Source organism: Paracoccus sp. NBH48, assembly GCF_015390265.1.
In the GTDB taxonomy this organism is placed as follows: Bacteria; Pseudomonadota; Alphaproteobacteria; order Rhodobacterales; family Rhodobacteraceae; genus Paracoccus; species Paracoccus marcusii.
In genome coordinates, this window is record NZ_VUOJ01000004.1 from 387,367 (window position 1) to 408,331 (window position 20,965).

20 protein-coding genes and 2 pseudogenes are annotated in these 20,965 nt (G+C 67.9%); 2 read left to right on the forward strand and 20 right to left on the reverse strand.

Features of this window, described 5'->3' with window-relative positions:
* Nucleotides 1-5 precede the first annotated feature (5 nt).
* The 10 genes and pseudogenes from F1642_RS08755 to mutM form a co-directional block, all read right to left on the reverse strand.
* Complete coding sequence (locus F1642_RS08755; RefSeq protein WP_194886020.1) at nucleotides 6-743, reverse strand: outer membrane protein; 738 nt, start codon at nucleotides 741-743, stop codon at nucleotides 6-8.
* Between the two features lie 173 nt (nucleotides 744-916).
* Nucleotides 917-3,353: pseudogene (gyrB, locus tag F1642_RS16125) on the reverse strand (DNA topoisomerase (ATP-hydrolyzing) subunit B).
* A 93-nt stretch (nucleotides 3,354-3,446) separates the two neighbouring features.
* Nucleotides 3,447-3,761, reverse strand: a complete 315-nt coding sequence (locus F1642_RS16505; RefSeq protein WP_370582839.1) for a LysE family transporter — start codon at nucleotides 3,759-3,761, stop codon at nucleotides 3,447-3,449.
* A gap of 73 nt (nucleotides 3,762-3,834) precedes the next feature.
* Nucleotides 3,835-4,101, reverse strand: a pseudogene (locus F1642_RS16510) (LysE family transporter); the annotation flags it as partial.
* The gene (gene recF / locus F1642_RS08770) at nucleotides 4,086-5,162 is read right to left on the reverse strand and encodes a DNA replication/repair protein RecF (protein ID WP_194886021.1); all 1,077 of its coding nucleotides are present in this window, start codon (nucleotides 5,160-5,162) and stop codon (nucleotides 4,086-4,088) included. The gene recF and the pseudogene F1642_RS16510, both read right to left, overlap by 16 nt.
* A complete protein-coding gene (gene dnaN, locus F1642_RS08775; RefSeq protein ID WP_046000572.1) occupies nucleotides 5,159-6,277 on the reverse strand; it encodes a DNA polymerase III subunit beta in 1,119 nt (372 codons plus the stop codon). The genes recF and dnaN overlap by 4 nt, the downstream gene beginning before the upstream one ends.
* Nucleotides 6,278-6,361: 84 nt before the next feature.
* Nucleotides 6,362-7,723: a chromosomal replication initiator protein DnaA gene (gene dnaA / locus F1642_RS08780; RefSeq protein WP_194886022.1), complete on the reverse strand. Its 1,362-nt coding sequence runs from the start codon at nucleotides 7,721-7,723 to the stop codon at nucleotides 6,362-6,364.
* A gap of 543 nt (nucleotides 7,724-8,266) precedes the next feature.
* A complete protein-coding gene (gene rpsT / locus F1642_RS08785; protein WP_045982305.1) occupies nucleotides 8,267-8,536 on the reverse strand; it encodes a 30S ribosomal protein S20 in 270 nt (89 codons plus the stop codon).
* Between the two features lie 157 nt (nucleotides 8,537-8,693).
* On the reverse strand, nucleotides 8,694-9,470 hold the full coding sequence (locus tag F1642_RS08790) for an enoyl-CoA hydratase (protein ID WP_046000574.1): 777 nt from the start codon (nucleotides 9,468-9,470) through the stop codon (nucleotides 8,694-8,696).
* A gap of 69 nt (nucleotides 9,471-9,539) precedes the next feature.
* Entirely contained in the window at nucleotides 9,540-10,385 is an 846-nt protein-coding gene (gene mutM, locus F1642_RS08795; RefSeq protein ID WP_046000575.1) for a bifunctional DNA-formamidopyrimidine glycosylase/DNA-(apurinic or apyrimidinic site) lyase, read from the reverse strand.
* A gap of 75 nt (nucleotides 10,386-10,460) precedes the next feature.
* Between mutM and ubiE the strand changes: the two genes are divergently transcribed.
* Both ubiE and ubiB read left to right on the forward strand, forming a co-directional pair.
* Nucleotides 10,461-11,207: a bifunctional demethylmenaquinone methyltransferase/2-methoxy-6-polyprenyl-1,4-benzoquinol methylase UbiE gene (ubiE, locus tag F1642_RS08800; protein WP_046000852.1), complete on the forward strand. Its 747-nt coding sequence runs from the start codon at nucleotides 10,461-10,463 to the stop codon at nucleotides 11,205-11,207.
* Nucleotides 11,208-11,211: 4 nt separating this feature from the next.
* On the forward strand, nucleotides 11,212-12,744 hold the full coding sequence (gene ubiB / locus F1642_RS08805; protein ID WP_194886023.1) for a 2-polyprenylphenol 6-hydroxylase: 1,533 nt from the start codon (nucleotides 11,212-11,214) through the stop codon (nucleotides 12,742-12,744).
* 10 nt (nucleotides 12,745-12,754) lie between these two features.
* Here ubiB and F1642_RS08810 read toward each other — a convergent pair whose 3' ends face one another.
* The 10 genes from F1642_RS08810 to pqqB form a co-directional block, all read right to left on the reverse strand.
* Nucleotides 12,755-13,102 carry a hypothetical protein gene (locus tag F1642_RS08810; RefSeq protein WP_194886024.1) on the reverse strand — a complete coding sequence of 116 codons (348 nt, stop codon included), beginning with the start codon at nucleotides 13,100-13,102 and terminating at the stop codon, nucleotides 12,755-12,757.
* The gene (locus F1642_RS08815) at nucleotides 13,099-13,704 is read right to left on the reverse strand and encodes a hypothetical protein (protein ID WP_046000577.1); all 606 of its coding nucleotides are present in this window, start codon (nucleotides 13,702-13,704) and stop codon (nucleotides 13,099-13,101) included. Before F1642_RS08815 ends, F1642_RS08810 begins: the two co-directional genes overlap by 4 nt.
* A gap of 85 nt (nucleotides 13,705-13,789) precedes the next feature.
* Entirely contained in the window at nucleotides 13,790-15,112 is a 1,323-nt protein-coding gene (locus F1642_RS08820) for a hybrid sensor histidine kinase/response regulator (protein WP_052715243.1), read from the reverse strand.
* Nucleotides 15,099-16,250 (reverse strand): FIST N-terminal domain-containing protein, encoded by a 1,152-nt coding sequence (locus F1642_RS08825; protein ID WP_139599181.1) that lies wholly within the window; start codon nucleotides 16,248-16,250, stop codon nucleotides 15,099-15,101. Before F1642_RS08825 ends, F1642_RS08820 begins: the two co-directional genes overlap by 14 nt.
* Entirely contained in the window at nucleotides 16,250-16,957 is a 708-nt protein-coding gene (locus tag F1642_RS08830) for a response regulator transcription factor (protein ID WP_045982310.1), read from the reverse strand. The genes F1642_RS08825 and F1642_RS08830 overlap by 1 nt, the downstream gene beginning before the upstream one ends.
* A gap of 120 nt (nucleotides 16,958-17,077) precedes the next feature.
* On the reverse strand, nucleotides 17,078-17,872 hold the full coding sequence (locus tag F1642_RS08835) for a quinoprotein dehydrogenase-associated SoxYZ-like carrier (protein ID WP_194886025.1): 795 nt from the start codon (nucleotides 17,870-17,872) through the stop codon (nucleotides 17,078-17,080).
* A gap of 4 nt (nucleotides 17,873-17,876) precedes the next feature.
* Nucleotides 17,877-19,013, reverse strand: a complete 1,137-nt coding sequence (gene pqqE / locus F1642_RS08840; RefSeq protein WP_194886026.1) for a pyrroloquinoline quinone biosynthesis protein PqqE — start codon at nucleotides 19,011-19,013, stop codon at nucleotides 17,877-17,879.
* Nucleotides 19,010-19,303 carry a pyrroloquinoline quinone biosynthesis peptide chaperone PqqD gene (pqqD, locus tag F1642_RS08845; RefSeq protein WP_046000581.1) on the reverse strand — a complete coding sequence of 98 codons (294 nt, stop codon included), beginning with the start codon at nucleotides 19,301-19,303 and terminating at the stop codon, nucleotides 19,010-19,012. Before pqqD ends, pqqE begins: the two co-directional genes overlap by 4 nt.
* The gene (gene pqqC / locus F1642_RS08850; protein ID WP_045982314.1) at nucleotides 19,300-20,052 is read right to left on the reverse strand and encodes a pyrroloquinoline-quinone synthase PqqC; all 753 of its coding nucleotides are present in this window, start codon (nucleotides 20,050-20,052) and stop codon (nucleotides 19,300-19,302) included. Before pqqC ends, pqqD begins: the two co-directional genes overlap by 4 nt.
* Nucleotides 20,049-20,930, reverse strand: coding sequence for a pyrroloquinoline quinone biosynthesis protein PqqB (gene pqqB / locus F1642_RS08855; RefSeq protein WP_194886027.1), 882 nt, complete (start codon nucleotides 20,928-20,930; stop codon nucleotides 20,049-20,051). Before pqqB ends, pqqC begins: the two co-directional genes overlap by 4 nt.
* Nucleotides 20,931-20,965 lie beyond the last annotated feature (35 nt).

Consider the following 20,965-nt stretch of genomic DNA (forward strand, 5'->3'; position numbering starts at 1 on the left):
TCGGATCAGAATCGGAAGTTCGCGCCGATTTTGACGCTGCTCATGGTCATGCTGGCGCGGGTCGAGAGGGTGTCGACCCCGTCCGAGAACTCCACCCGCTCGTTGCCGAAATCGCGGTACTGGTATTCTGCGAAGATCGACGTGCGCGGGTTGATCATGCGCTCCACGCCCAAGCCGCCCGCGGCACCCGTCGCGGTGAAGCCGCGCGTCTGCGAGAAGTCGCCCGTGCTCAGCGTATAGTCGAAATCACCGCGGGCGACGCCCAGGGTGCCATAGACCAGCGTCTGCGGATTGACCGCATAGCCGGTCTTGATGACCAGGGTGGCGATGTTCTTCATCTCGCTCTCGACGCGGCCCAGCAGCGGATCGCCGATGTCGATGCTTTCGTCGACCGAGCCGAACTCGACGCCCAGTTCAGGACCGAAGACCCAGTTGCCGCGCTGCCAGCGATAGCCCAGCTGCAGGCCTGCGGTTGCGCCGGAGATGCCGACATCACCCAGCCCGCCGATCAGGCCCACATCCTCGCCGTCGATGACCTCGGAGAAACCCACCTGATCCTCGGTGTCGAAGATATAGCCGAGCGACCCGCCCACATAGGCGCCACCCCAGGCCGAGGCGATCGGCGCCACGGGTGTCACCGTCACCGGTGCCACGTCGACGACGGGCGACACCACGCCCCCGGCAAGGGCAGCGCCTGCCCCCAGGATCAGGGCCGAGACGGAGGAGAGAGCAAAGAGGCGCATGGGGGATACTCCTGAAAAGCTGGGGCACGCCCACCGGCTGCGCCCGATCTGCAAATGATGTCCGGTCAATCCAGCGCAGAGAATCGGCCCAAGATCAATTAAAACGCGCATTGGCCCCTGTCCCTGCACGCGGTGACGGGCATGGACAGTGACCTTTGGGCAACATGGGCCGTTCAGGTATCCAGGTTCTCGACGTTCAGGGCGTTCTGCTGGATGAACTCGCGGCGCGGTTCGACGACGTCGCCCATCAGCTTGGTGAACAGGTCCTCGGCCTCGGCCACGTCCTCGATGCGGACCTGCAGCATGGTGCGCGCGACGGGGTCCAGCGTGGTTTCCCACAGCTGCTCGGGGTTCATCTCTCCCAGTCCCTTGTAGCGCTGCAGGGACAGGCCCTTCTCGCCCTCCAGGAACACCGCCTGCAGCAGGCCCAGGGGGCCGTGGATCGGCTGGTCGCGATCCTTGCGGATCAGGCGCGCAGGCTTGCCATAGATATCCTGCAGGGCCTGGGTCATCTCGCCCAGCCTGCGGCTCTCGCCGCTGCGCAGCATCTGGCCGTCCAGGGTGCGGTTCTCCTCGACCCCGCGCAGGGTGCGCGACAGGCGGATGCCGGCATCCTGAGTCGGGCGTCCCTGCCAGCCGCGCTCGTACTCCTCGGCGATCTGGTCCAGGCGGGCGGCGATGTCGGTGGCCACGCCCTGGGCGTCCTGGTCGATGCGGCCGGGAACCAGTGCCCCGGCGATCGCGGCCTGTTCGGTGATGTGGGGCGGGTAGTGGGTCGGATAGGCGCGCAGGACGCGGCGTGCCATCCGCGCCTCCTCGACCACGCGGGCCAGGTCGTTGCCGGTGATCTCCTCGCCCGAGGCCAGGCGCAGCGATGCCCCTTCGACGCCCTGCTGGATCAGGTAATCCTCCAGCGCGGCCTCGTTCTTCAGATAGACCTCGGACCGGCCGCGCCCGACCTTGTAGAGCGGCGGCTGCGCGATATAGAGATGCCCGCCCTCGATCAGCTCCGGCATCTGCCGGAAGAAGAAGGTCAAGAGCAGCGTGCGGATATGCGCGCCGTCGACGTCGGCATCCGTCATGATGACGATCTTGTGGTAGCGCAGCTTCTTCAGGCTGAACTCGTCGCGCCCGATCCCGGTGCCGAGCGCGGTGATCAGCGTGCCGATCTGGTCGCTGGACAGCATCCGGTCGAAGCGCGCGCGCTCCACGTTCAGGATCTTGCCGCGCAGCGGCAGCACGGCCTGGTTCTGGCGCGAGCGGCCCTGTTTGGCGGACCCGCCGGCCGAGTCGCCCTCGACGATGAACAGCTCGGACAGCGCCGGGTCCTTCTCCTGGCAATCGGCCAGCTTGCCGGGCAGGGAGGCGACATCCATCGCCGTCTTGCGCCGCGTCAGCTCGCGCGCCTTGCGCGCCGCCTCGCGGGCCAAGGCGGCCTCGATGATCTTGCCCACGATCTGACGGGCCTCGGTCGGGTTCTCCTCGAACCACTCGGCCAGCTTCTCGCCGACCAGCCCCTCGACCGCAGGACGGACCTCGCTGGAGACAAGCTTGTCCTTGGTCTGGCTGGAGAATTTGGGATCGGGCACCTTGACGGACAGCACGCAGGTCAGCCCCTCGCGCGCGTCATCGCCGGTGAAGTCGACCTTTTCCTTCTTTGCGATGCCGCTGTCCTGCGCGTATTTGCCGATCACGCGGGTCAGGGCGCCGCGGAAACCGGCCATGTGCGTGCCCGCCGTCCCGCTGCGGGATGTTGTTGGTGAAGGGCAGGACGGTCTCGTGATAGCTGTCGTTCCACCACATCGCGACCTCGACGCCGATGCCGCCCTTCTCCCCGGTGATGAAGATCGGCTCGGGCATGACGGCGGTCTTGGACCGGTCCAGGTATTTCACGAATTCCTTGACGCCGCCCTCGTAGAACAGCTCGGTCTTCTGGACCTCGGCATGACGCTCGTCCTCCAGGATGATGCGCACGCCGCTGTTCAGGAAGGCCAGCTCGCGCAGGCGGTTCTCCAGCGTCTTGAAGCTATAGTCCAGGTTGCTGAAGGTCCCGTCCGGATGCACGGTCTTGGCCGAGGCCATGAAGCGCACCTCGGTCCCGCTCTCACCCGGCGCATCGCCCACCACGACCAGCGACTTGACGGTGTCGCCGCGCTCGAACCGGACGAAATGCTCCTTGTCGTTGCGCCAGATGCGCAGCTCCAGCCAGTCGGACAGGGCGTTCACGACCGACACGCCCACGCCGTGCAGGCCGCCCGACACCTTGTAGCTGTTCTGGTCGAACTTTCCGCCCGCATGCAGCTGGGTCATGATGACCTCGGCCGCGCTGACGCCTTCTCCGGCATGCATGTCGACCGGGATGCCGCGCCCGTTGTCGCGCACGCTGACGCTGCTGTCGGCATGGATCTTGACCTGCACGAAGTCGGCATGGCCGGCCAGGACCTCGTCGATGCCGTTGTCCACGACCTCATAGACCATGTGGTGCAGGCCGGACCCGTCGTCGGTATCGCCGATATACATGCCGGGACGCTTTCGCACGGCGTCCAAACCCTTGAGAACCTTGATGGAATCGGCGTCGTACAAAGCGGGTTGGGCGGCGGTGTCGGTCATGCGTCGGGCTTTCTGTTCGTCATGTCTTGATATAGGCCTTCGCAGGGGCAAAGTCACGGCTTTGGCTGGGTTTTTCGGCCCCGTCGGCGGGTTTTATGCCCGGCCTGCCCAGATCTGGCCCGCACCCAGCACCAGCCCCACGAAAATCAGCAGCCAGCCCGATGCCAGGTTCATCCGCCGCAGCCCCGCGGGGGTCGCCAGACGGGCGCGCAGCGCGGCCAGCGTGGCGCCCATGCCCAGGTTCAGCAGGAACGGAATGGCCCCCGACATCCCCACGATCACCGCAACATCGCGCCCGGTCAGCCGCGCCACGTCGAAAAAACCGGGCAGCACGCCGACATAGAACAGCGCCGCCTTGGGGTTGCCCGCGATGGCCAGCAGGCCCCGCGCTGAAGCCCGCCCATCCACCACGCCGGGTCAGCCGGCTGTCGCTGTCCACGGCCTGTCCGGCATGGCGCAGCAGCCCGATGCCCATGCCCAGAAAGACCGCGACCGCGATCCAGCGCAGGATAGACAGCAGGGCCGCCTGATCGCCCACCAGCAGCGTCAGGCCGAAGATGGCGATCAGAGGCCAGATCATGTCCCCGATCGCCACCCCAAGTGCCAGCGGCCAGACCCCCGCCCAACCGGACGACAGGCCCCGCGCCATGATCGCTACCCAGACCGGGCCGGGCGTCAGCCAGATCGCCGCCAGCGCGCCCGCATACAGCCAGATCGCCTGCACGCTCAGCGTCATGCGGCCTCGCATGCCGCTGAGGCGCCGTCGGTCTTGGTCACGCCCAGGCTGCGCGCGCGCGGGCCGAACGCGTCGAACAGTTCCGGCCCCGTGCCGGTCAGCAGGGTCTGGGCGGGCAGGTCGGTGATGCGGTCGTAAAGCGCCGCGCGCCGGTCGGCGTCCAGATGCGCCGCGACCTCGTCCAGCAGCAGCAGGACCGGCTGGTCCGAAAGCGCCCGCGCATTGGCCAGGATCAGCGACAGCAGCAATGCCTTCTGCTCTCCGGTCGAGGATTGGGCAGCGGGCATGTCCTGCGGCCCCCAACTGGCGCCCAGATCGGCCCGATGCGCGCCGGTCAGCGTCCGCCCGGCGGCCATGTCGCGGTGGCGCGTCGCGGCCAGGCGCGCGGCGATGCTGGCGGGGTCGGCATCGTCGGCAAAGCCGTCCTGGGCCAGCAGGGTCAGGCGGGCGGCCGGAAAATCCGTGCCGCCGTCCTGCGCGGCCATGATGGCGGACAGGGCCGCCCGGCGGTTGCGGGTCAGGCCCGCGCCGGCCTCGGCCATCTGCGTCTCCAATGCGCGGTACCAGCCGGGATCGCCGATCTGATCGCGCAGCAGGCGGTTGCGTTCACGCATGGCCTTGTCATAGGCCAGCGCCAGGTCCGCGTGGTCGGGCATCAGGGACAGGGTCACCCGGTCCAGGAACCGCCGCCGCCCTTCGGGTGCGTCCGACCACAACCGGTCCATTGCGGGCACCAGCCAGATGACCCGAACCAGCCGGGCCAGCGCGGTCTGGGTCACGGGCTTGTCGTCCAGGATGACATGACGGGGCTGGCCGGGGGGCGCCGCGGTCTCGACCGCGTGATCGCCAAGCGTGGCGCGGAGGCGCCAGCCCGCATCGGGGCCCATCCGCGCCTGATCGGGGGCGGCCACCGCGCGCAGTCCGCGGCCCGGCGCCAGCATGGACAGTGCTTCCAGGATGTTCGTCTTGCCGGACCCGTTCGGCCCGTGGATCGCCAGGGGGCGGGCGTCCAGCGACAGGTCCAGCCGCGGCCAGGACCGGAACTGGGACAGCCGCAGCGCCGTCAGTGTCACACGCGCATCGGCATGACGACATAGACCGCGCTGAGATCGCTGCCCTCGCGGATCAGGGCGGCGTCGCCCGAGCCGTTGAACAGGAACACCGCGTTGTCGCGATCGACCTGGCCCGCGATCTCCTGCAGGTACTTGGCGTTGAAGCCGATCTCCAGCGGTTCGTCGGCATAGGCCACGATCAGCTCCTCCTCGGCGGCGCCGGCATCGGGGGCGTTGACCGACAGGACCAGCCGGTCCGCGTCCAGCGACAGCTTGACCGCGCGTGAACGTTCGCTGCTGACGGTCGCCACGCGGTCGACGGCGCGGGCAAAGTCGGCGGCGTCCACCTCCAGCTTGCGGGCGTTGCCCTGCGGGATCACGCGGCTGTAATCAGGGAAGGTCCCATCGATGACCTTGGAGGTCAGCGTGATCGTGGGCGTGGCAAAGCGGACCTTGGTCTCGCTGACCGACACGGCGATCTCGGCCTCGTCGTCGTCCAGAAGCTTGCGCAGCTCTCCGACGGTCTTGCGGGGCACGATCACGCCGGGCATCGCATCCGCGTTCGCGGGCAGGGGCGCGTCGATCCGGGCCAGGCGGTGCCCGTCGGTCGCCACGCAGCGCAGGACGGGGCCGTCCTCGGACTGGGCCACGTGCATGTAGACGCCGTTCAGATAGTACCGCGTCTCCTCGGTCGAGATCGCGAATTTCGACTTGTCGAACAGCCGGCGCAGCACCGATGCAGGCGCCTTGAAGTTCGCGCTGTATTCGCTGGTGGCCATGACCGGGAAATCGGCCCGCGGCAGGGTCGCCAGGCTGAAGGACGAGCGCCCGGCCTGGACCGACAGCCGCCCCGAGGCGTCGTCGCTGGCCAGCTGGACCAGGGCGCCGTCGGGCAGCTTGCGCGCGATCTCGTTCAGCATCACGGCGCTGACGGTGGTGGCGCCGGGGCGTTCGACCTGGGCCACGGCGCGGTCCACGACCTCGGTGTCCAGGTCGGTGGCGCGGAAGCTGACGCCTTCGGGGGTGGCCTCGATCAGCACGTTGGCCAGGATCGGGATGGTGTTGCGGCGTTCCACGACCGACTGGGCCTGCGACACGGCCTTGACCAGAACGGCGCGCTCGATCGAGAATTTCATCAGTTTCCCCTGTCCCATGGCTCTGCGGCCCCTGCCGGACCTGATGTGTAGCCGCCCGCGCGGGCAGTCACAAGATTTTCGTGATCAGGCTTCCAGCATCCGCTTCAGCACGGCGATGTCCTCGACCATGGCGCTGTCCTCGACCAGCAGCTCCTCGATCTTGCGCACGCCGTGCATGATCGTGGTGTGGTCGCGCCCGCCGAAGCGGCGGCCGATCTCGGGGAGGGAGCGGCTGGTCAGCTGCTTGGACAGGTACATCGCGATCTGGCGGGGCCGGGCGACGTTGCGGGCGCGTTTCGGACCCATCATGTCGGCCAGGCGGATGTTGTAATGCTCGGCCACCTTGCGCTGGATGTCGTCGATGTTGATCTTGCGGTCGTTGGTTCGCAGGATGTCGGCCAGGCATTCCTGCGCCACCTCCAGCGTGATCTCGCGGCGCAGCAGGCTTGCATGCGCGAACAGGCGCTGCAGCGCGCCTTCCAGGACGCGGACGTTGGTGGTGATGCGATGCGCCAGGAACTCCAGCACGCCCGCGCCGATCTCCAGGTCGGGCTGCTGGGCGCGGAAGGCCTGAGTCTTGGACTGCAGGATGCCCAGGCGCAGCTCATACGTCGTCGGGTGCAGGTCCACGATCAGGCCACATGACAGGCGCGACTTGATGCGTTCCTCAAGGCCCTTGATCTCGGCGGGCGCGCGGTCGGCCGAGATCACGATCTGCTTGCCCTGGTCGACCAGCGCGTTGAACGTGTGGAAGAATTCCTCTTGGGTGCTGTCCTTGCCGGCGATGAACTGCACGTCGTCGACCATCAGCATGTTCACGTTCCGGAACATGCTCTTGAAGTCCATGATCGAGCTTTCGCGCAGCGCCTGCACGAAGCGGTACATGAACTGTTCGGCCGACAGGTACAGGACCTGCGCCGACGGGTGGCGCGCCTGATAGTCATGCGCGATCGCGTGCATCAGGTGCGTCTTGCCCAGGCCCACGCCGCCATAGAGGAACAGCGGGTTGAAACCGACGGGCCCCCCCTCGGCGACGCGGCGGGCGGCGGCATGGGCCAGCTCGTTCGGCTTGCCGACGATGAAGTTCCCGAAGGTGAAGCGGCTGTCCAGCGGCGCGCCCAGATCGGTGCGGGCGGCGCGGGTGGTCGGCGCCTCGGCCAGCTGGCCCGCGGGGGCCGTGGCTTGGGCCGAGGGGCGCGCCGCGGCGCTGCCCACGTCAAAGCGCAGACGCTCGACCGGGGCGCCATGGCGGGTCAGCACCGCCATGATGTCCTTGGCAAAGTGACGCCCGACCCAGTCAGAGATGAAGCGCGTCGGGCTGACGAATCGCGCGGCCCCGTCGTCGATCGCCATCAGGCGCAGCGGCTTGATCCAGTGGTTGTAGTTGTTCGGCCCCACGCTCTGTTCCAGCTCGGCGCATGCCTGACCCCAGATCTTGTCCATCATCGTCCCGTTTCCCGTCTGTCCCCAATCCCCGCCGGTTGATCCGACGGGACAGAATTCACGTCATCCGGGTGGCACGCAAAAACGCTGCCCCCGCGACCGCGAACGCGGTCGATCAAGGGGCATCAGCCCGTTTTCGGTCCTGGACACAGGTCCCCGGACACCCGGTGGCAGCCGGATGTCGTGAACCCGAAGGCGGAAGAGGTGTTCTTCGCGGCCCGGCCGTCGTCCCGGACGGATCCGAAGATCTGTCCACAAGGCTCGGCCCGTCCCCAAGCGACGTGAATCGCAAGGAGGAAACTAGCCCCAGCTTGTGGATAGCTGCAACCGAACTCTGCGCTTGACAGCAACTTGGTCCAAGCGAATCTGCGATGCCTTTGACTCGATTAACAATTTTCTGAATTGCTTGAATTCGTTCGATTTTTCAAAATGTCGCAGGTGCAGAAACGCAAATCGGGCGCAGGGCTTTCGCCTGCACCCGATGCTGTATTCCGGTGCCCCGAAGGGCGTGGAACGCGTGTCTCAGGCCCCTGTGGAGCCTGTGGATCAGTTGGCCGACAGCGCCTTCACGCGGGCCGCCAGGCGCGAGATCTTGCGCGACGCGGTGTTCTTGTGCACGACGCCCTTGGTCACGCCGCGCATCAGTTCGGGCTGCGCGGTCTTCAGCGCCAGCGCGGCCGCATCGGCATTGCCCGAGGCGATGGCCTCTTCGACCTTGCGGATATAGGTGCGGATGCGCGAACGACGGGCCTTGTTGACGTCGGTGCGACGTTCGATCTGGCGGGCGCGTTTCTTGGACTGGGGCGTGTTGGCCATGGGTGTCTTCCTATCGGGTCGGTTGCATGTCTAAATTTCGAACGTGCAAAAGCCCCATGGCGCCGTCCCGGTTCGGGACGGACATGATTCTTGCCAAAGCGGGCCCACACGCATGTAAGTCGGGGCGTATAGGCCAGCCTTGCCGAAAAGAAAACCCTTATCTGTCGCGGAACTGCGCCTCGCGCTTTTCCAGGAAGGCGGCCATGCCCTCCTTCTGGTCCTCGGTCGCGAACAGCGCATGGAAGGACCGGCGCTCGAACAACAGACCCTCGCGCAGCGTCGTCTCATAGGCGCGGTTCACGGCCTCCTTGACGGTCTTGGTGGCGATCTGGGACTTCTCGGCGATCTTGCGCGCGGCGGCCATCGCCTCGGGAATCAGCTTGGGGGTGGGCACGACGCGGCTAACCAGACCGGACCGCTCGGCCTCTGCGGCATCCATGAAGCGGCCGGTCAGGTTCATGTCCATCGCCTTGGACTTGCCCACGAACCGCGTCAGGCGCTGCGTGCCCCCGATGCCCGCGACGACGCCCAGGTTGATCTCGGGCTGGCCGAACTTGGCGTTCTCGGCGCAGATGATGAAATCGCAGACCATCGCCAGTTCGCATCCGCCGCCCAGGGCGTATCCGCTTACGGCGGCGATGATCGGCTTGCGGACCCGGGTGATCGCCTCGATCTGGGCGCCGAACAGGTCGGATTCGTAGACCTCGACGAAAGTCTTGGTCGACATCTCCTTGATGTCGGCACCGGCGGCAAAGGCCTTTTCGCTGCCGGTCAGGACGATGCAGCGGACCTTGTCGTTGCGGTCGGCATCCGACAGTGCGGCCGACAGCTCGTCCAGAAGCGTGGCGTTCAGCGCGTTCAGCGCCTCGGGGCGGTTCAGCCGGATCAGGGCGACCTCGTCCTCGATCTCCACGATGATGGTTTCATAAGCCATAGGCTTGGACCTCGTTGGCAGATTGCGTGGCCCCCGTCCTAGCAGAGGCCCGCGCAGTCGTCCAATCGTTCACCTCTGGCAGGCGGGACAGTAGAAGGACGACCGCCCCGATTGCACGATCCGCGCGATGGTGCCGCCGCATCCGTCCCGCAGGCAGGGCTGGCCCGCCCGGTCATAGACGCGGAAGCTGTGCTGGAAATAGCCCAGCTCTCCGCTGGCCTGCCGGTGATCGCGCAGGCTGGACCCGCCCGCGGCGATCGCGTCGGTCAGCACGTCGCGGACATGGCCTACCAGCGCCGCAATGCGTGCGGCCCCGATCCGTCCCGCCGCCCGGCGCGGATCGATGCCTGCGCGCCACAGCGATTCGCTGACATAGATGTTGCCTAGGCCCGCGACGATGCGCTGATCCAGCAGCGCCTGTTTCACCGGCACCCGCCGACCGGCAAAGGCCGCCTGCAAATAGGCGGGCGTGAAGACCGGGTCGAAGGGTTCCGGGCCCAGATGGTCCAGCAGGGGATGGGACGCGCCCTCGCGGATCAGGTCGACCATGCCGAACCGTCGCGCGTCGTTGAAGGTGACGGTCGTGCCCGCATCCGTGGTCAGCACGACATGGTCGTGGCGCGCATGGATGCCCGGATCGCGGTGGAACCCCGCCAGGCCAGCACCCTCGACCAGCATGCGGCCGGACATGCCCAGGTGCCACAGGACCGTGCCGCGCCCTTCCAGGTCGGCCAGTAGGTATTTCGACCGCCGCCGCAGCGCGGTGACGGTGGCGCCCGTCAGCACCTGCATCAGGTCCACCGGCAGGGGCCAGCGCAGGTCCGGGCGGTTGATCTGGGCGCGGGCGATGCGCGCGCCTTCCAGATGGGGCAGCAGGCCGCGGCGAACGGTCTCGACTTCCGGCAGTTCTGGCAATCGGGTTCCTTTCGTCGCATTGTGCGCGCGGCACGCCGGACCTATCTGGCAATGGAACAGGCAAACGGCAAGCGCATGACGGACAACAGGCAGACCCATTTCGGCTTTCAGACCGTGGACGAGGATCAGAAGGCCGGCATGGTCCATCAGGTCTTCTCCTCGGTCGCGTCGAAATACGACGTGATGAACGACCTGATGAGCGTGGGCATCCACCGCGTCTGGAAGACCGCGATGATGGACTGGCTGGCGCCGCGTGATGGACAGCACCTGCTGGACGTGGCGGGCGGCACGGGCGACGTGGCGTTCCGGTTCCTGGACCGGGCGCCGGGCGCGCGGGTCACCGTCTGCGACATGACCGAATCCATGCTGGTCGAGGGGCGCAAGCGTGCCGATGCCGTCGACAAGGCGGACCGGCTGGCCTGGGTCACGGGCGACGCGATGGCGCTGCCCTTTGCCGACAACAGCTTTGACCGCTACACGATCAGCTTCGGCATCCGTAACGTGACGCGCATTCCAGATGCGCTGGCCGAGGCGTACCGCGTGCTGAAGCCCGGCGGCCGGCTGATGGTGCTGGAGTTCAGCCAGATCCCGGTGCCGGCGATGCAATGGGCCTATGACCGCTACAGCTTCAACGTGATCCCGGCGATGGGGCAGGCGGTGACAGGCGATCGCGACAGCTATCAATACCTGGTCGAGTCGATCCGCAAGTTTCCCGACCAGGACAGCTTTGCCGCCCTGATCCGTGACGCGGGCTTTGACCGGGTGCAGTGGCGCAACCTGTCGATGGGCATCGCCGCCCTGCATTCCGGCTGGAAATTGTAGGCATATGCGCGGTCCCCACAACATCTTGCGTCTGATCAGGACAGGTGCGACCTTCGAACGGACCGGTGCGATGGCCGCCGTCCTGGACGCGGTCGATGCGCCGATCCGCCTGCGCCTGGCCGCGCGGGTCATGGGCTGGCCCTTCCGCTGGCTGGGCTACAAGGGCGATCCGACCCTGCCGCCCATCACCCGGGCGATCACCGCGCTGGGGCCGGCCTACATCAAGTTCGGGCAGATCCTGTCGACGCGCGCCGATGTCGTGGGCCCCGAAATGGCCGGGCAGCTGCGCATGCTGCAGGACCGCCTGCCGCCCTTTCCCACCGACCTGGCCAAGAAGGCCATCGAGGCCGAGCTGCGCGCCCCGGTCGACCAGCTGTTCAGCGAATTTTCCGAACCCGTCGCCGCCGCCTCGATCGCGCAGGTCCACCGCGCCCGCGTCCGCGAGACGGGGCGCGAGGTCGCCGTCAAGGTCGTGCGTCCCGGCATCGGGGCCGCGTTCAAGCGCGACATCGACGCGTTCCATTTCGGCGCCCACCTGATCCAGCTTCTGTCCCCCGGCACCCGCCGCCTGCGGCCGCGCGACGTGGTGCGCCATTTCGAACAGACGGTCACCGGCGAACAGGACCTGCGCCTGGAGGCCGCGGCCGCGTCGGAATTCGCGGAAAACACGGCGCGGGACGAGGGGTTTCAGATCCCCATGCCGCATTGGGCGCTGTCGTCGCGTCGCGTGCTGACCGCAGACTGGGCCGAGGGGCTGCCGATGGGCGACCGCGACGCGCTGATCGCCGCCGGTCACGACACGACCGAACTGGCGCGCCGGGTGATCCAGCTGTTCCTCTCGCATGCGCTGCGCGACGGGTTCTTCCATGCCGACATGCATCACGGCAACCTCAAGGTGGCGGCGAACGGCGACATCATCGCCTATGACTTCGGCATCATGGGAGAGATCGACGAATACACCCGCCGGGTCTATGCCCAGATCCTGTACGGGTTCATCCAGCGCGATTACCGCCTGGTCGCCCGCGTGCATTTCGAGGCCGGATACGTCCCCCGCGACCGCGACGAGGCCGCCTTTGCCCGCGCCCTGCGTGCCGTGGGCGAGCCGATCTTCGGTGCCGATGCCAGCCGCATCAGCATGGGCAACCTGCTGTCCTATCTGTTCGAGGTGACGGAACGCTTCGGCATGCCCACGCGGACCGAGCTGATCCTGCTGCAGCGCACCATGGTCGTGGTCGAGGGCGTGGCCCGGTCGCTGGACCCGCAGCTGAACATCTGGGACGCGGCCAAGCCGGTGGTGTCCGATTACATCAAGGCCAGCGTCGGCCCCAAGGCCGCGATCAGCGACCTGACCCATATCGCGCAGACCGTGGGCCGGTACGGCCCGCTGCTGCCACGGATGATCGAGCAGGCCCTGTGGGAACGCGCCCACCCCGAGGAGGCGCGCCTGACCCTGATCCAGCCGCGCAGTTCCGGGACGCTGCTGCTGGTCGCGATCTTGGCGCTGGCGGCGGGGGCGGGGATCGGCCTGTCGCTGTAGGGCGCGGCGGTCAGAAACAGATGATCTCGGCCTCGGCCTCGGCGCGGCGCAGGGTGGCCACGGTCTCGGTCAGGGCGGCCATGCCGCGGAACATGCCGGACCGCTCTCCGGTGGTCTGGCGCATCCGCAGGATGGTTTCCGCGCCGACGTAATCGGCATAGGGCAGCACCTCGGCGATGCGGTCGATCGCGCAGGAGCAGCGGTCCAGCATGTCGCGCGTCTGCCCGTTGGTCGCCATGCAGGCAAAGGCGTATTCGACCCGCGCATTGGTCGGATAATCGTTCACCGCCTGCGCCGACGCGGGGGCCGCCGTCAGGGCCAGGGCCAGCGCCAGCGCACAGGCGCCCGCGCGGATCATTGCAGCACCAGTTCGTTGCGATAACCCGCCGCGGCATCGGTTTCGGCGCGCAGCTCGCGGATGGGCTCGTCCGGCGCGGCCATCACGAAGGTCAGCGTCAGAGTCTGGAAGCCGTGCATGCGTTCTGCATTCTTGTCCGCGATGAAGGGCTGAAAGCTGGCCGTGATGCCGCCGTCGGTGGTCGTGACCTCTCCGCCCCGGAAAAGCGCCTCCTTCATGCGGTTGCGGATATAGAAAGGGCTGCCGCCGGTCAGCGCGGCCATGTCGCGGGTTGTCTGTTCCAGAAAGAAGGTCAGGACCGGATCACCCGAAGAGATCGGGAACGGCCCGATCGTGCGGTCGATCGGCCCGGCCTTCTGGGTCAGCTCCAGGATCGGCTGCTGATCGCTGGGGTCGATGTCCTGGGACAGGGTGATGCGGCCGTCCTCGGTCGGGCGGAACCCTTCGGCCATCGGGCCCGTGACGGTCATCTGCCATTCCAGCGTCCTGTCGCCCAGATCCCAGGGGCCCCGTTCGGCAAAGACCGCGTCGCCGGCCTCGGCCGCGATCAGGGGCAGGGGGGCAAGCCCCAGCATCAGGGCAAGTGCAAAGGCGCGGGTCATGGTCGTCCTCCCAAACGTTGGGGCATGATGGGCGCGGGACGGGCGGCGGCGCAAGCCCCGGCGGCGGCCGCATCCCCCCTTGGTCTTAGGCCAGAAGACGCCCCAAAATCTCGGCCAGGTCTGGCGGACTGACGGGCTTTTCCAGCAGGTGGATCCCCATGGCGGCGCAGCGCCGCGAAATCGCCGGATCGCGATGCGCCGTCACCATCACCGCGGGCACCGGCCGGTCGGATGCGGCGCGCAGCGCCTCGATCGCGGCAAACCCGGTGTCGCCGTTCTCCAGGTGGTAATCGGCCAGGATCACGTCGGGGGGTTCGTCCCCCATCGTGGCCAGCGCCTCGGCCGTGTCGCCCGCGATGCGGGGCACCATGCCAAGCCGGTTGCGCAGGATCATCTGATAGGCACGGCGCATCTCGGGGTCGTTCTCGACCACCAAGGCCACGCGGCCGCGCAGCGCGGGCAGCGGCGCGACGGCGAGGCGCGGCGTGTCCGACAGCGCCTGCACCAGGGGCAGGCCGACGCGGAACACCGTGCCGCGCATCGCCTCGGACGACAGGCTGATCGGATGGCCCAGCTTGGCGCAGGCCCGGCGCACGATGGACAGGCCCAGCCCCATGCCGGGCGTCGCGCTGTCATGGGTCAGGCGCTGGAACTCGTCGAAGATGCGGTTGCGGTCCACGGCCGGAATGCCCATCCCGGTGTCATAGACCGACAGCCAGCACATCGCCCCCTTGCGCCGCGCACCCACCGCGACGCCGCCGCGATGGGTGTACTTGATCGCGTTCGACACCAGGTTCTGCGCGATGCGGCGCAGGAAGATCGGGTCGCTGTCCACGACCGCGGTCGTGGGCATGAACCGCAGCCGCAACCCCTTGGCCTGCGCCACGGGCGCGAATTCGGCCGCCAGCCTGCGGAACAGGTCGTCCAGCGGCACGGGCTGTCGGTTGAACTCGATCCGCTGGCTGTCCAGCCGCGAGATGTCCAGCACCGCATGCATCAGCTGTTCGACCGATTCGAAGGCACTGCCAAGCCGGTCGGTCAGTTCGGTCTGGTGCGGGTCCATCGGCGTGTCGGTCAGCGCTGACAGGAACAGCCGCGCCGCCGACAGGGGCTGCAGCAGGTCGTGGCTGGCTGCGCGCAGGAAACGGGTCTTGGACCGGTTCGCCTCCTCGGCCAGGGCGCGGGCCACGGCCAGTTCGCGGTTTCTTTGCGACAGGTCGGCCATCGCGCGTTCCAGGTCACGCGTGCGGGCCAGCACCTCCTGCTCCAGCGCGACGGCGGCCTGGAACATCGACCATGCGGACCCGCGTGATTCTTCCAGCCGGTCGATCCGGTCGATCAGGACGGCGTTGATACGGGTCAGCTTGGCGATCTGCCGGTCGGGCGGATCGTCGTCACGCAACATCATCGGACCTCATGAAGGCCAGGCCCACGAATGTCTGGTTCACATGCATGCCGCTGTGCTGTTCGCCATAGGTGTTGAACCCCGCAACGCGGTGACGGCGGTACAGGTCCGACATCCGGTCGGTCAGCCCCGCGCGTTCCAGCGCCAGCCGGCGCAGGATGCAGTCAAAGGCCAGCACCATCAGCGGCGGCGTGGGCAGCGCCTCCAGCAGGTCGGAAAACCCCTGGATCAGATCCTCGGACCGGCCAAGGGTCAGGACGGTGCCGGTGTCGATGGACGACATCAGCGACAGGCCGTCGTCGTCTGTGATGGCGCTGATGGCGCGCACGTGATGGCGCCCGCCCATGCGCAGCAGCAGGGGGTGGCGGGCAAATTCGCTGGGCGTCAGGTCGGCGCGGCGCAACCCGGTCAGGCGGGCATATTCCTGCGCCGCGGGTTCGGCGTTTAGCTCCAGGATGCGGCGTTTTTCGGGAATGGCGGCGGTGACCACCGCGCGCGTGGGGGTGGGGCTGAAATGGGCGAACGTGACCTCGCGGATGGTCAGGTCGGTCTCGACCAGCAGGAAGACCGCGACGCCCGACCGCACGGCGCCCTGCGCAAGCAGCGAGGTGCGGCGGAAATCCAGACCGTCGCCAGCCGACCCCCCCAGCACCGGGACCGAGGGCAGGGCCGCGTCCAGCGTGGCGACCAGCGCGTCCTCCTGTCCGGCCAGGCCATCGGTCAGCAGAAGGCCGAACAGGTGCCGCGCCGGGTCGGGGCCGAAATCGCGCGCCATCTGGCGCAGCTGCGCCATCCATTCCGACACCGGCAGCGCGGCAAGGTCCGGCAGCAGCAGGGACGCGGCGCGGAAATGGCGCGCGGGAAACCCGATCGCCACCACGCTGTCGCTGGCATAGCCCTGCGGCCCGATCTCTCCGGCGGACGAGCATCCGGCGATCACGCAATCGGGCGGCAGGTGGGGGGCCAGCCCGGACTGCAGCGCGGCCAGGTCGTCCGCCTGCGCGCCGAACAGCAGGACCAAGGCGGGATTGGTGCCGCGCAGGCCGTCCAGCAAGGTCGGGACCATGTCGGTCCCGCCGCGGTCGGCCTGCACAGCGACCGGCCCGGATGCGCCCTCCATCGCAGCCGGGTCGGTGTTCATCAGCCGGCCTCGAACAGCCGGATCGAGTTGGCCAGCAGCACGGCCTGCGTGCGGCGGCGGGCGTTGATCTTGGACATGATCGCCGTGATGTGGGTCTTGACCGTGGCCTCGGCGATCGACAGCTCGTAGCTGATCTCCTTGTTGGCCTTGCCTTTGCAGATCAGCCGCAGGATCTTCATCTGCTGCGGCGTCAGTGACGAAAAGCGCCGCGCCAGTTCGGCCTTCGCGTCGTCGTCCGCGCTGTCTTGATCGGGTTGGTATCCGTCGGGGGTGACGTGCTCGCCCTCCCACATGCGGCGCAGGCTGTCGACCAGCGCCTCGCGCGACAGCGACTTGCTGATATAGCCCTGTGCCCCGGCCGCCATCGCGGTCGAGATCATCGCCCCCTCCAGATCGGCCGAGATCATGGTGATCGGCACGCCCGGAAGCTGGCGGCGCAGGGTCACGATGCCCTCGGCGCCGCGCGCGTCGGGCAGGTTCAGGTCAAGGATCACGGCGTCGGGCGCACCCTGCACGCGGATCTGTTCCACCGCGGCGCCAAGGCTGCGTGCGGTGCGGACATTCTTCAGGCCAAAGCTGATCTTCAGCGTCAGTGCCAGCGCATCGCACATCAGCGGGTGGTCGTCGACGATCAGGATCTCGCGGACCTGGTCGGCGGTGGGTCGCGCTGACGGCACGGGACGCGCCTGCATGGCGGCTGCTGTCATGGCATTCCTCCCTGGGTTCTGCCGGCTGCAACCCCTCCTCAAGGGTGCCGCCGTGACCGCAGTCTAGGGCAGGGTGCACATAAAGCAAGCGCCATGCTGCGACGAAAGTCGGATGGCGATCTAGCTTTTGTTGACCGTTCGTTCGCCCGGCGGAAAGCTTTCGGTCCAGACATTGCCGTCCGTATCCTCGACCCGGATGTTGATCGGCTGGCCATCCGGTTGATAGCGAAAGCGGAACACCGGATCCTCGCTGACCGAGATCCCCGCCGCCATCGAGAACAGCAGTGCGTCACCCTGGCGTACGTCCAGGCGGTCGATGAAATGGGCAGGGATGTTCAGCAGCGTCACTTGGTCGCGCTGAAGGCCCGAAAAATTCGGATGCCGGATCATCAGCGTGCCGATCTCCGCTCCGTCCTGAACCTCGCTGCGCCAGCGCATCTGGCCCATGGTCGCCTTGGTCGCGGCCATGTCCTTGCCCGCTGGCGCCGAACAGCCGCCCGCGGCCTTGACGAAACGCCCGGCCATGACCTGCATGCCGTCGGCCTGGGTCGCGATGGCGCGGACGTCGGAATAGCTGTCGACCCGGACGCGCACCTCGAAATCCAAGGGCATCAGCGCGGGACCAAAGGCGTATTCGGCGGCGACGGGGGCAGGGTTCTCGTCGATGACCAGGGTCAGGGCGTCGATGGCGGGGGCGTCGGCCGCCTGCGTCAGCCGGATGGGCACGATGGCCGCGTCATGGGCGCGGGTCGGTGCGTCCAGGTCCAGTACCGTCGCGTCCTGCGGCGGATCGCTGTCCAGGTCCATCACCGCCCCGCGCAGATCCTCCCAGGTGGGCGATGGTTGCAGCGCGTTGTCCTGCGCCATCGCGGGCGCGGCCAGCAGCGCCGCCGTCAGGGTCAGCCACAGTCTCATTGCCTCATCCTCCCTTGGACATCCTCCGATAGATGAATTCGGTGGTCGTGGCGACGGCGTCCTCCTCGGCGCGTGCCACGACCCCTGCATGCAGCGGAGATTTCGAACAGACCGGGTCCGTCGCCCGCGCGTCGCCGGCCAGCGCCATCGCCTGGCAGCGGCAGCCGCCGAAATCGACGGACTTGCGGTCGCAGCCGCGGCATGGTTCCGGCATCCACGCCGTGCCGCGGAAGGCGTTGAAGCTGTCGGACAGGTGCCAAATGTCGGACAGCGACCGCTCCTGCACGTTCTCGAAGCGCATCCAGTCGATGGTCTGGGCGGCGTGGCAGGGCAGCACGGTCCCATCAGGTCCGACGTTCAGCCCGGTCGAGCCCCAGCCCCCCATGCAGGCCTTGGGATAGACCGCATGGTGATCGGCGGGAACGTAATCGATGACCATCCGTCCGCGCAGCCGGACGCGGGCGGCGTTGACCACCTGTCGCGCGAATTCGGCCTGTTCGCGGGTGGGCATCAGCGCGCCGCGGTTGCGGTCGGCCCATCCGTGGAACTGGACAGTCGCCACCTCGATCCGCCGGGCGCCAAGACGTTCGGCCAGATCGATCATGTCGGGCAGGCGGTCCATGTTCTGGCGGTGGACGACGGCATTGATGGTCAGCGGAAAGCCGATCTCGGTGACCCAGTCGCTGAAGGCCATCTTCTTGTCCCAGGACCCCGGATGGCCGCTGATCCGGTCGGCCATGTCGGGGCGGATGCCCTGCAGCGACAGCTGGACATGATCGACGCCCGCGCGGTCCAGTTCGATCAGCCGGTCACGGGTGATGCCGATGCCAGAGGTGATCAGGTTCACGTACAGCCCCGCGTCGCGCGCATGGCCCACGATCTGCGCCAGATCGCGCCGCGCACCGGGTTCACCGCCCGAGATGTGCACCTGCAGCACGCCCAGATCGGCAGCCTGCCGGAACACCCGGCCCCAGTCGTCGGCGCCGATCTCGCGCGACGCGCGGACCAGATCGACCGGGTTCGAGCAATAGGGACAGGCCAGCGGGCAGCGATGCGTGACCTCGGCTAGCATCGCCATGGGCAGGCCGGGGGTGACGGGGTTGCCGTCCAGGTCGCGGGGCTGGTGCTGCTGGTCCTTCATGCGCTGTCCCTGACAAAGACCATGCGCCGTTCGATCAGCCCGGTCAGGAAATCGCGCACGTCGCCGCCGATCTGGTCCACCGGCGCGTCATAGCGCGCGGCCAGGTCGCGCACGATCCGGTCCAGGCTGCGGGCGCCGTCCAGTTCGGACAGGATCGCCTCTCCGATCTGGTCCAGCTGCATGGCGCGTTCCGGGGCCTGCAGCACGCGGATGCCGCGCACGCGATCGCCCTGCAGCCGCACGCCGCGCGGCAGATAGGGGATGTCGTCGGGTCCGATCAATGCGGTCATGCGCGCATCCCCTCTCCGGGCCGCCAAGCCCCGGGGGGCGTGCGCCCCTCGACATAGCCGTGCCACAGCGCGTCCAGTTGGGCCCACAGCACGTCGGTCTTGAAGGTCAGCGCGGCGGCCGCGGCGTCCTGCTTTTCCAGCGTGTCGGCATGGGTCAGGACATAGTCCAGGCCGAACTTGACGTCCTCGGGCGCCTCGGTCAGGCGCTTCTTGAAATAGGACAGGCTGCTGTCATCGGCGAAATCGTAATGCTGCAGCAGACCCTCGATCCGCTGGGCATGGATGCGGGGCGCGAACAGTTCGGTCAGGCTGGCCGCCACCGCGTCCAGCAGCGGCATGTCGCGCACGAAGCGGACATAGGCATCGACCGCGAACCGTGTCGCCGGCATGATGCCCACGCCCGATGCGACATAGTCCGGGTCAAGCCCCACCGCCTGCGCCAAGGCCAGCCAGCGGCGGATGCCGCCGCCCTCGGTCTGACCGCCGTCGTGATCCTCGATCCGCTTGCGCCAAGCGCGGCGCAGGTCGGGATCCTCGACCCGGCTCATGAAGGCCGCGTCCTTCATGGGGATGCGCGACTGGTACATCCAGCGGTTGATGACCCAGGCCCGCACCTCGTCCGGGGTGCACTGCCCGCCATGCAGCCGGGCGTGGAACGGGTGACGGTCGTGATAGCGCGCGGCGCCGATGGCGCGCAGGCGGGCCTCGAAATCCTCACGGGACTGGGCGGTGGCTTGGACGTCCTTCACAGCGTGATCTCCATTCCGTCGCGGGCGACCTGCCAGCCCTGTGCCGCGGCCTGGGCCGCCTGCGGGCTGTCCGGGTCGGTCAGCGGGTTCGAATTGTTCATGTGCACGAAGATGCGCTGGCCAATTAGCGTGTCGGCCAGGGCGGGTATCGTGTCGGTCACCGCCATGTGCCCCATGCGGCGACCGGTCTTGCGGCCCAGACCCATGCGGATCATCTCGTCGTCGTCCCACAGGGTGCCGTCGAAGAACAGCGCATCCGCCCCCGCGACGCGGTCGCGCAGCCAGTCGGGCATGTCCGCGCATCCGGGAATGTAGAACGCGCGCCGGTCCGCGCTGCGCAGCTCGACGCCCACGGTGGTCTCTCCGATCAGGCCGGTCTCGACCGTGGCGCCCTCCTGATACAGTGGCACCTTTCCCGGCACGGCGAACAGCGTCGCGGTCAGGCCGGGGGTCAGCGGGATCGTCTGGTCCAGCGCGACGGTCCGGCGTGGGACAAAGTCGGGGTTCACCGCAGCCATCATCGGGTTGGCCGCCAGCGCATCATGGATCGCCTGCGTCGCGAACAGATCGAAGGGATGGCTTTCGCGCAGCGTCAGCAGCCCGGCCACGTGATCGATGTCGCCATTCGTCACCAGGACCGACCGCAGCGGCATGGTCCGCGGGCCGGACGGGTGCAACGCCGGCGTCGCTGCCAGTTGCGCCCGGATGTCGGGCGATGCGTTCAGGATGGCCCAGTCGCGCCCATCGGCACTGACCGCGACCGAGCTTTGGGTCATCGACGGGATACGTCCCGCGCGGGCCGCGTCGCAATTGCCGCAGCCGCAGTTCCATTGCGGCAGGCCACCGCCCGCCGCCGCCCCAAGGATGATGATCCGCATCGGGTGTCGTGCCTTACGATAAGAAAGCCCCGCCC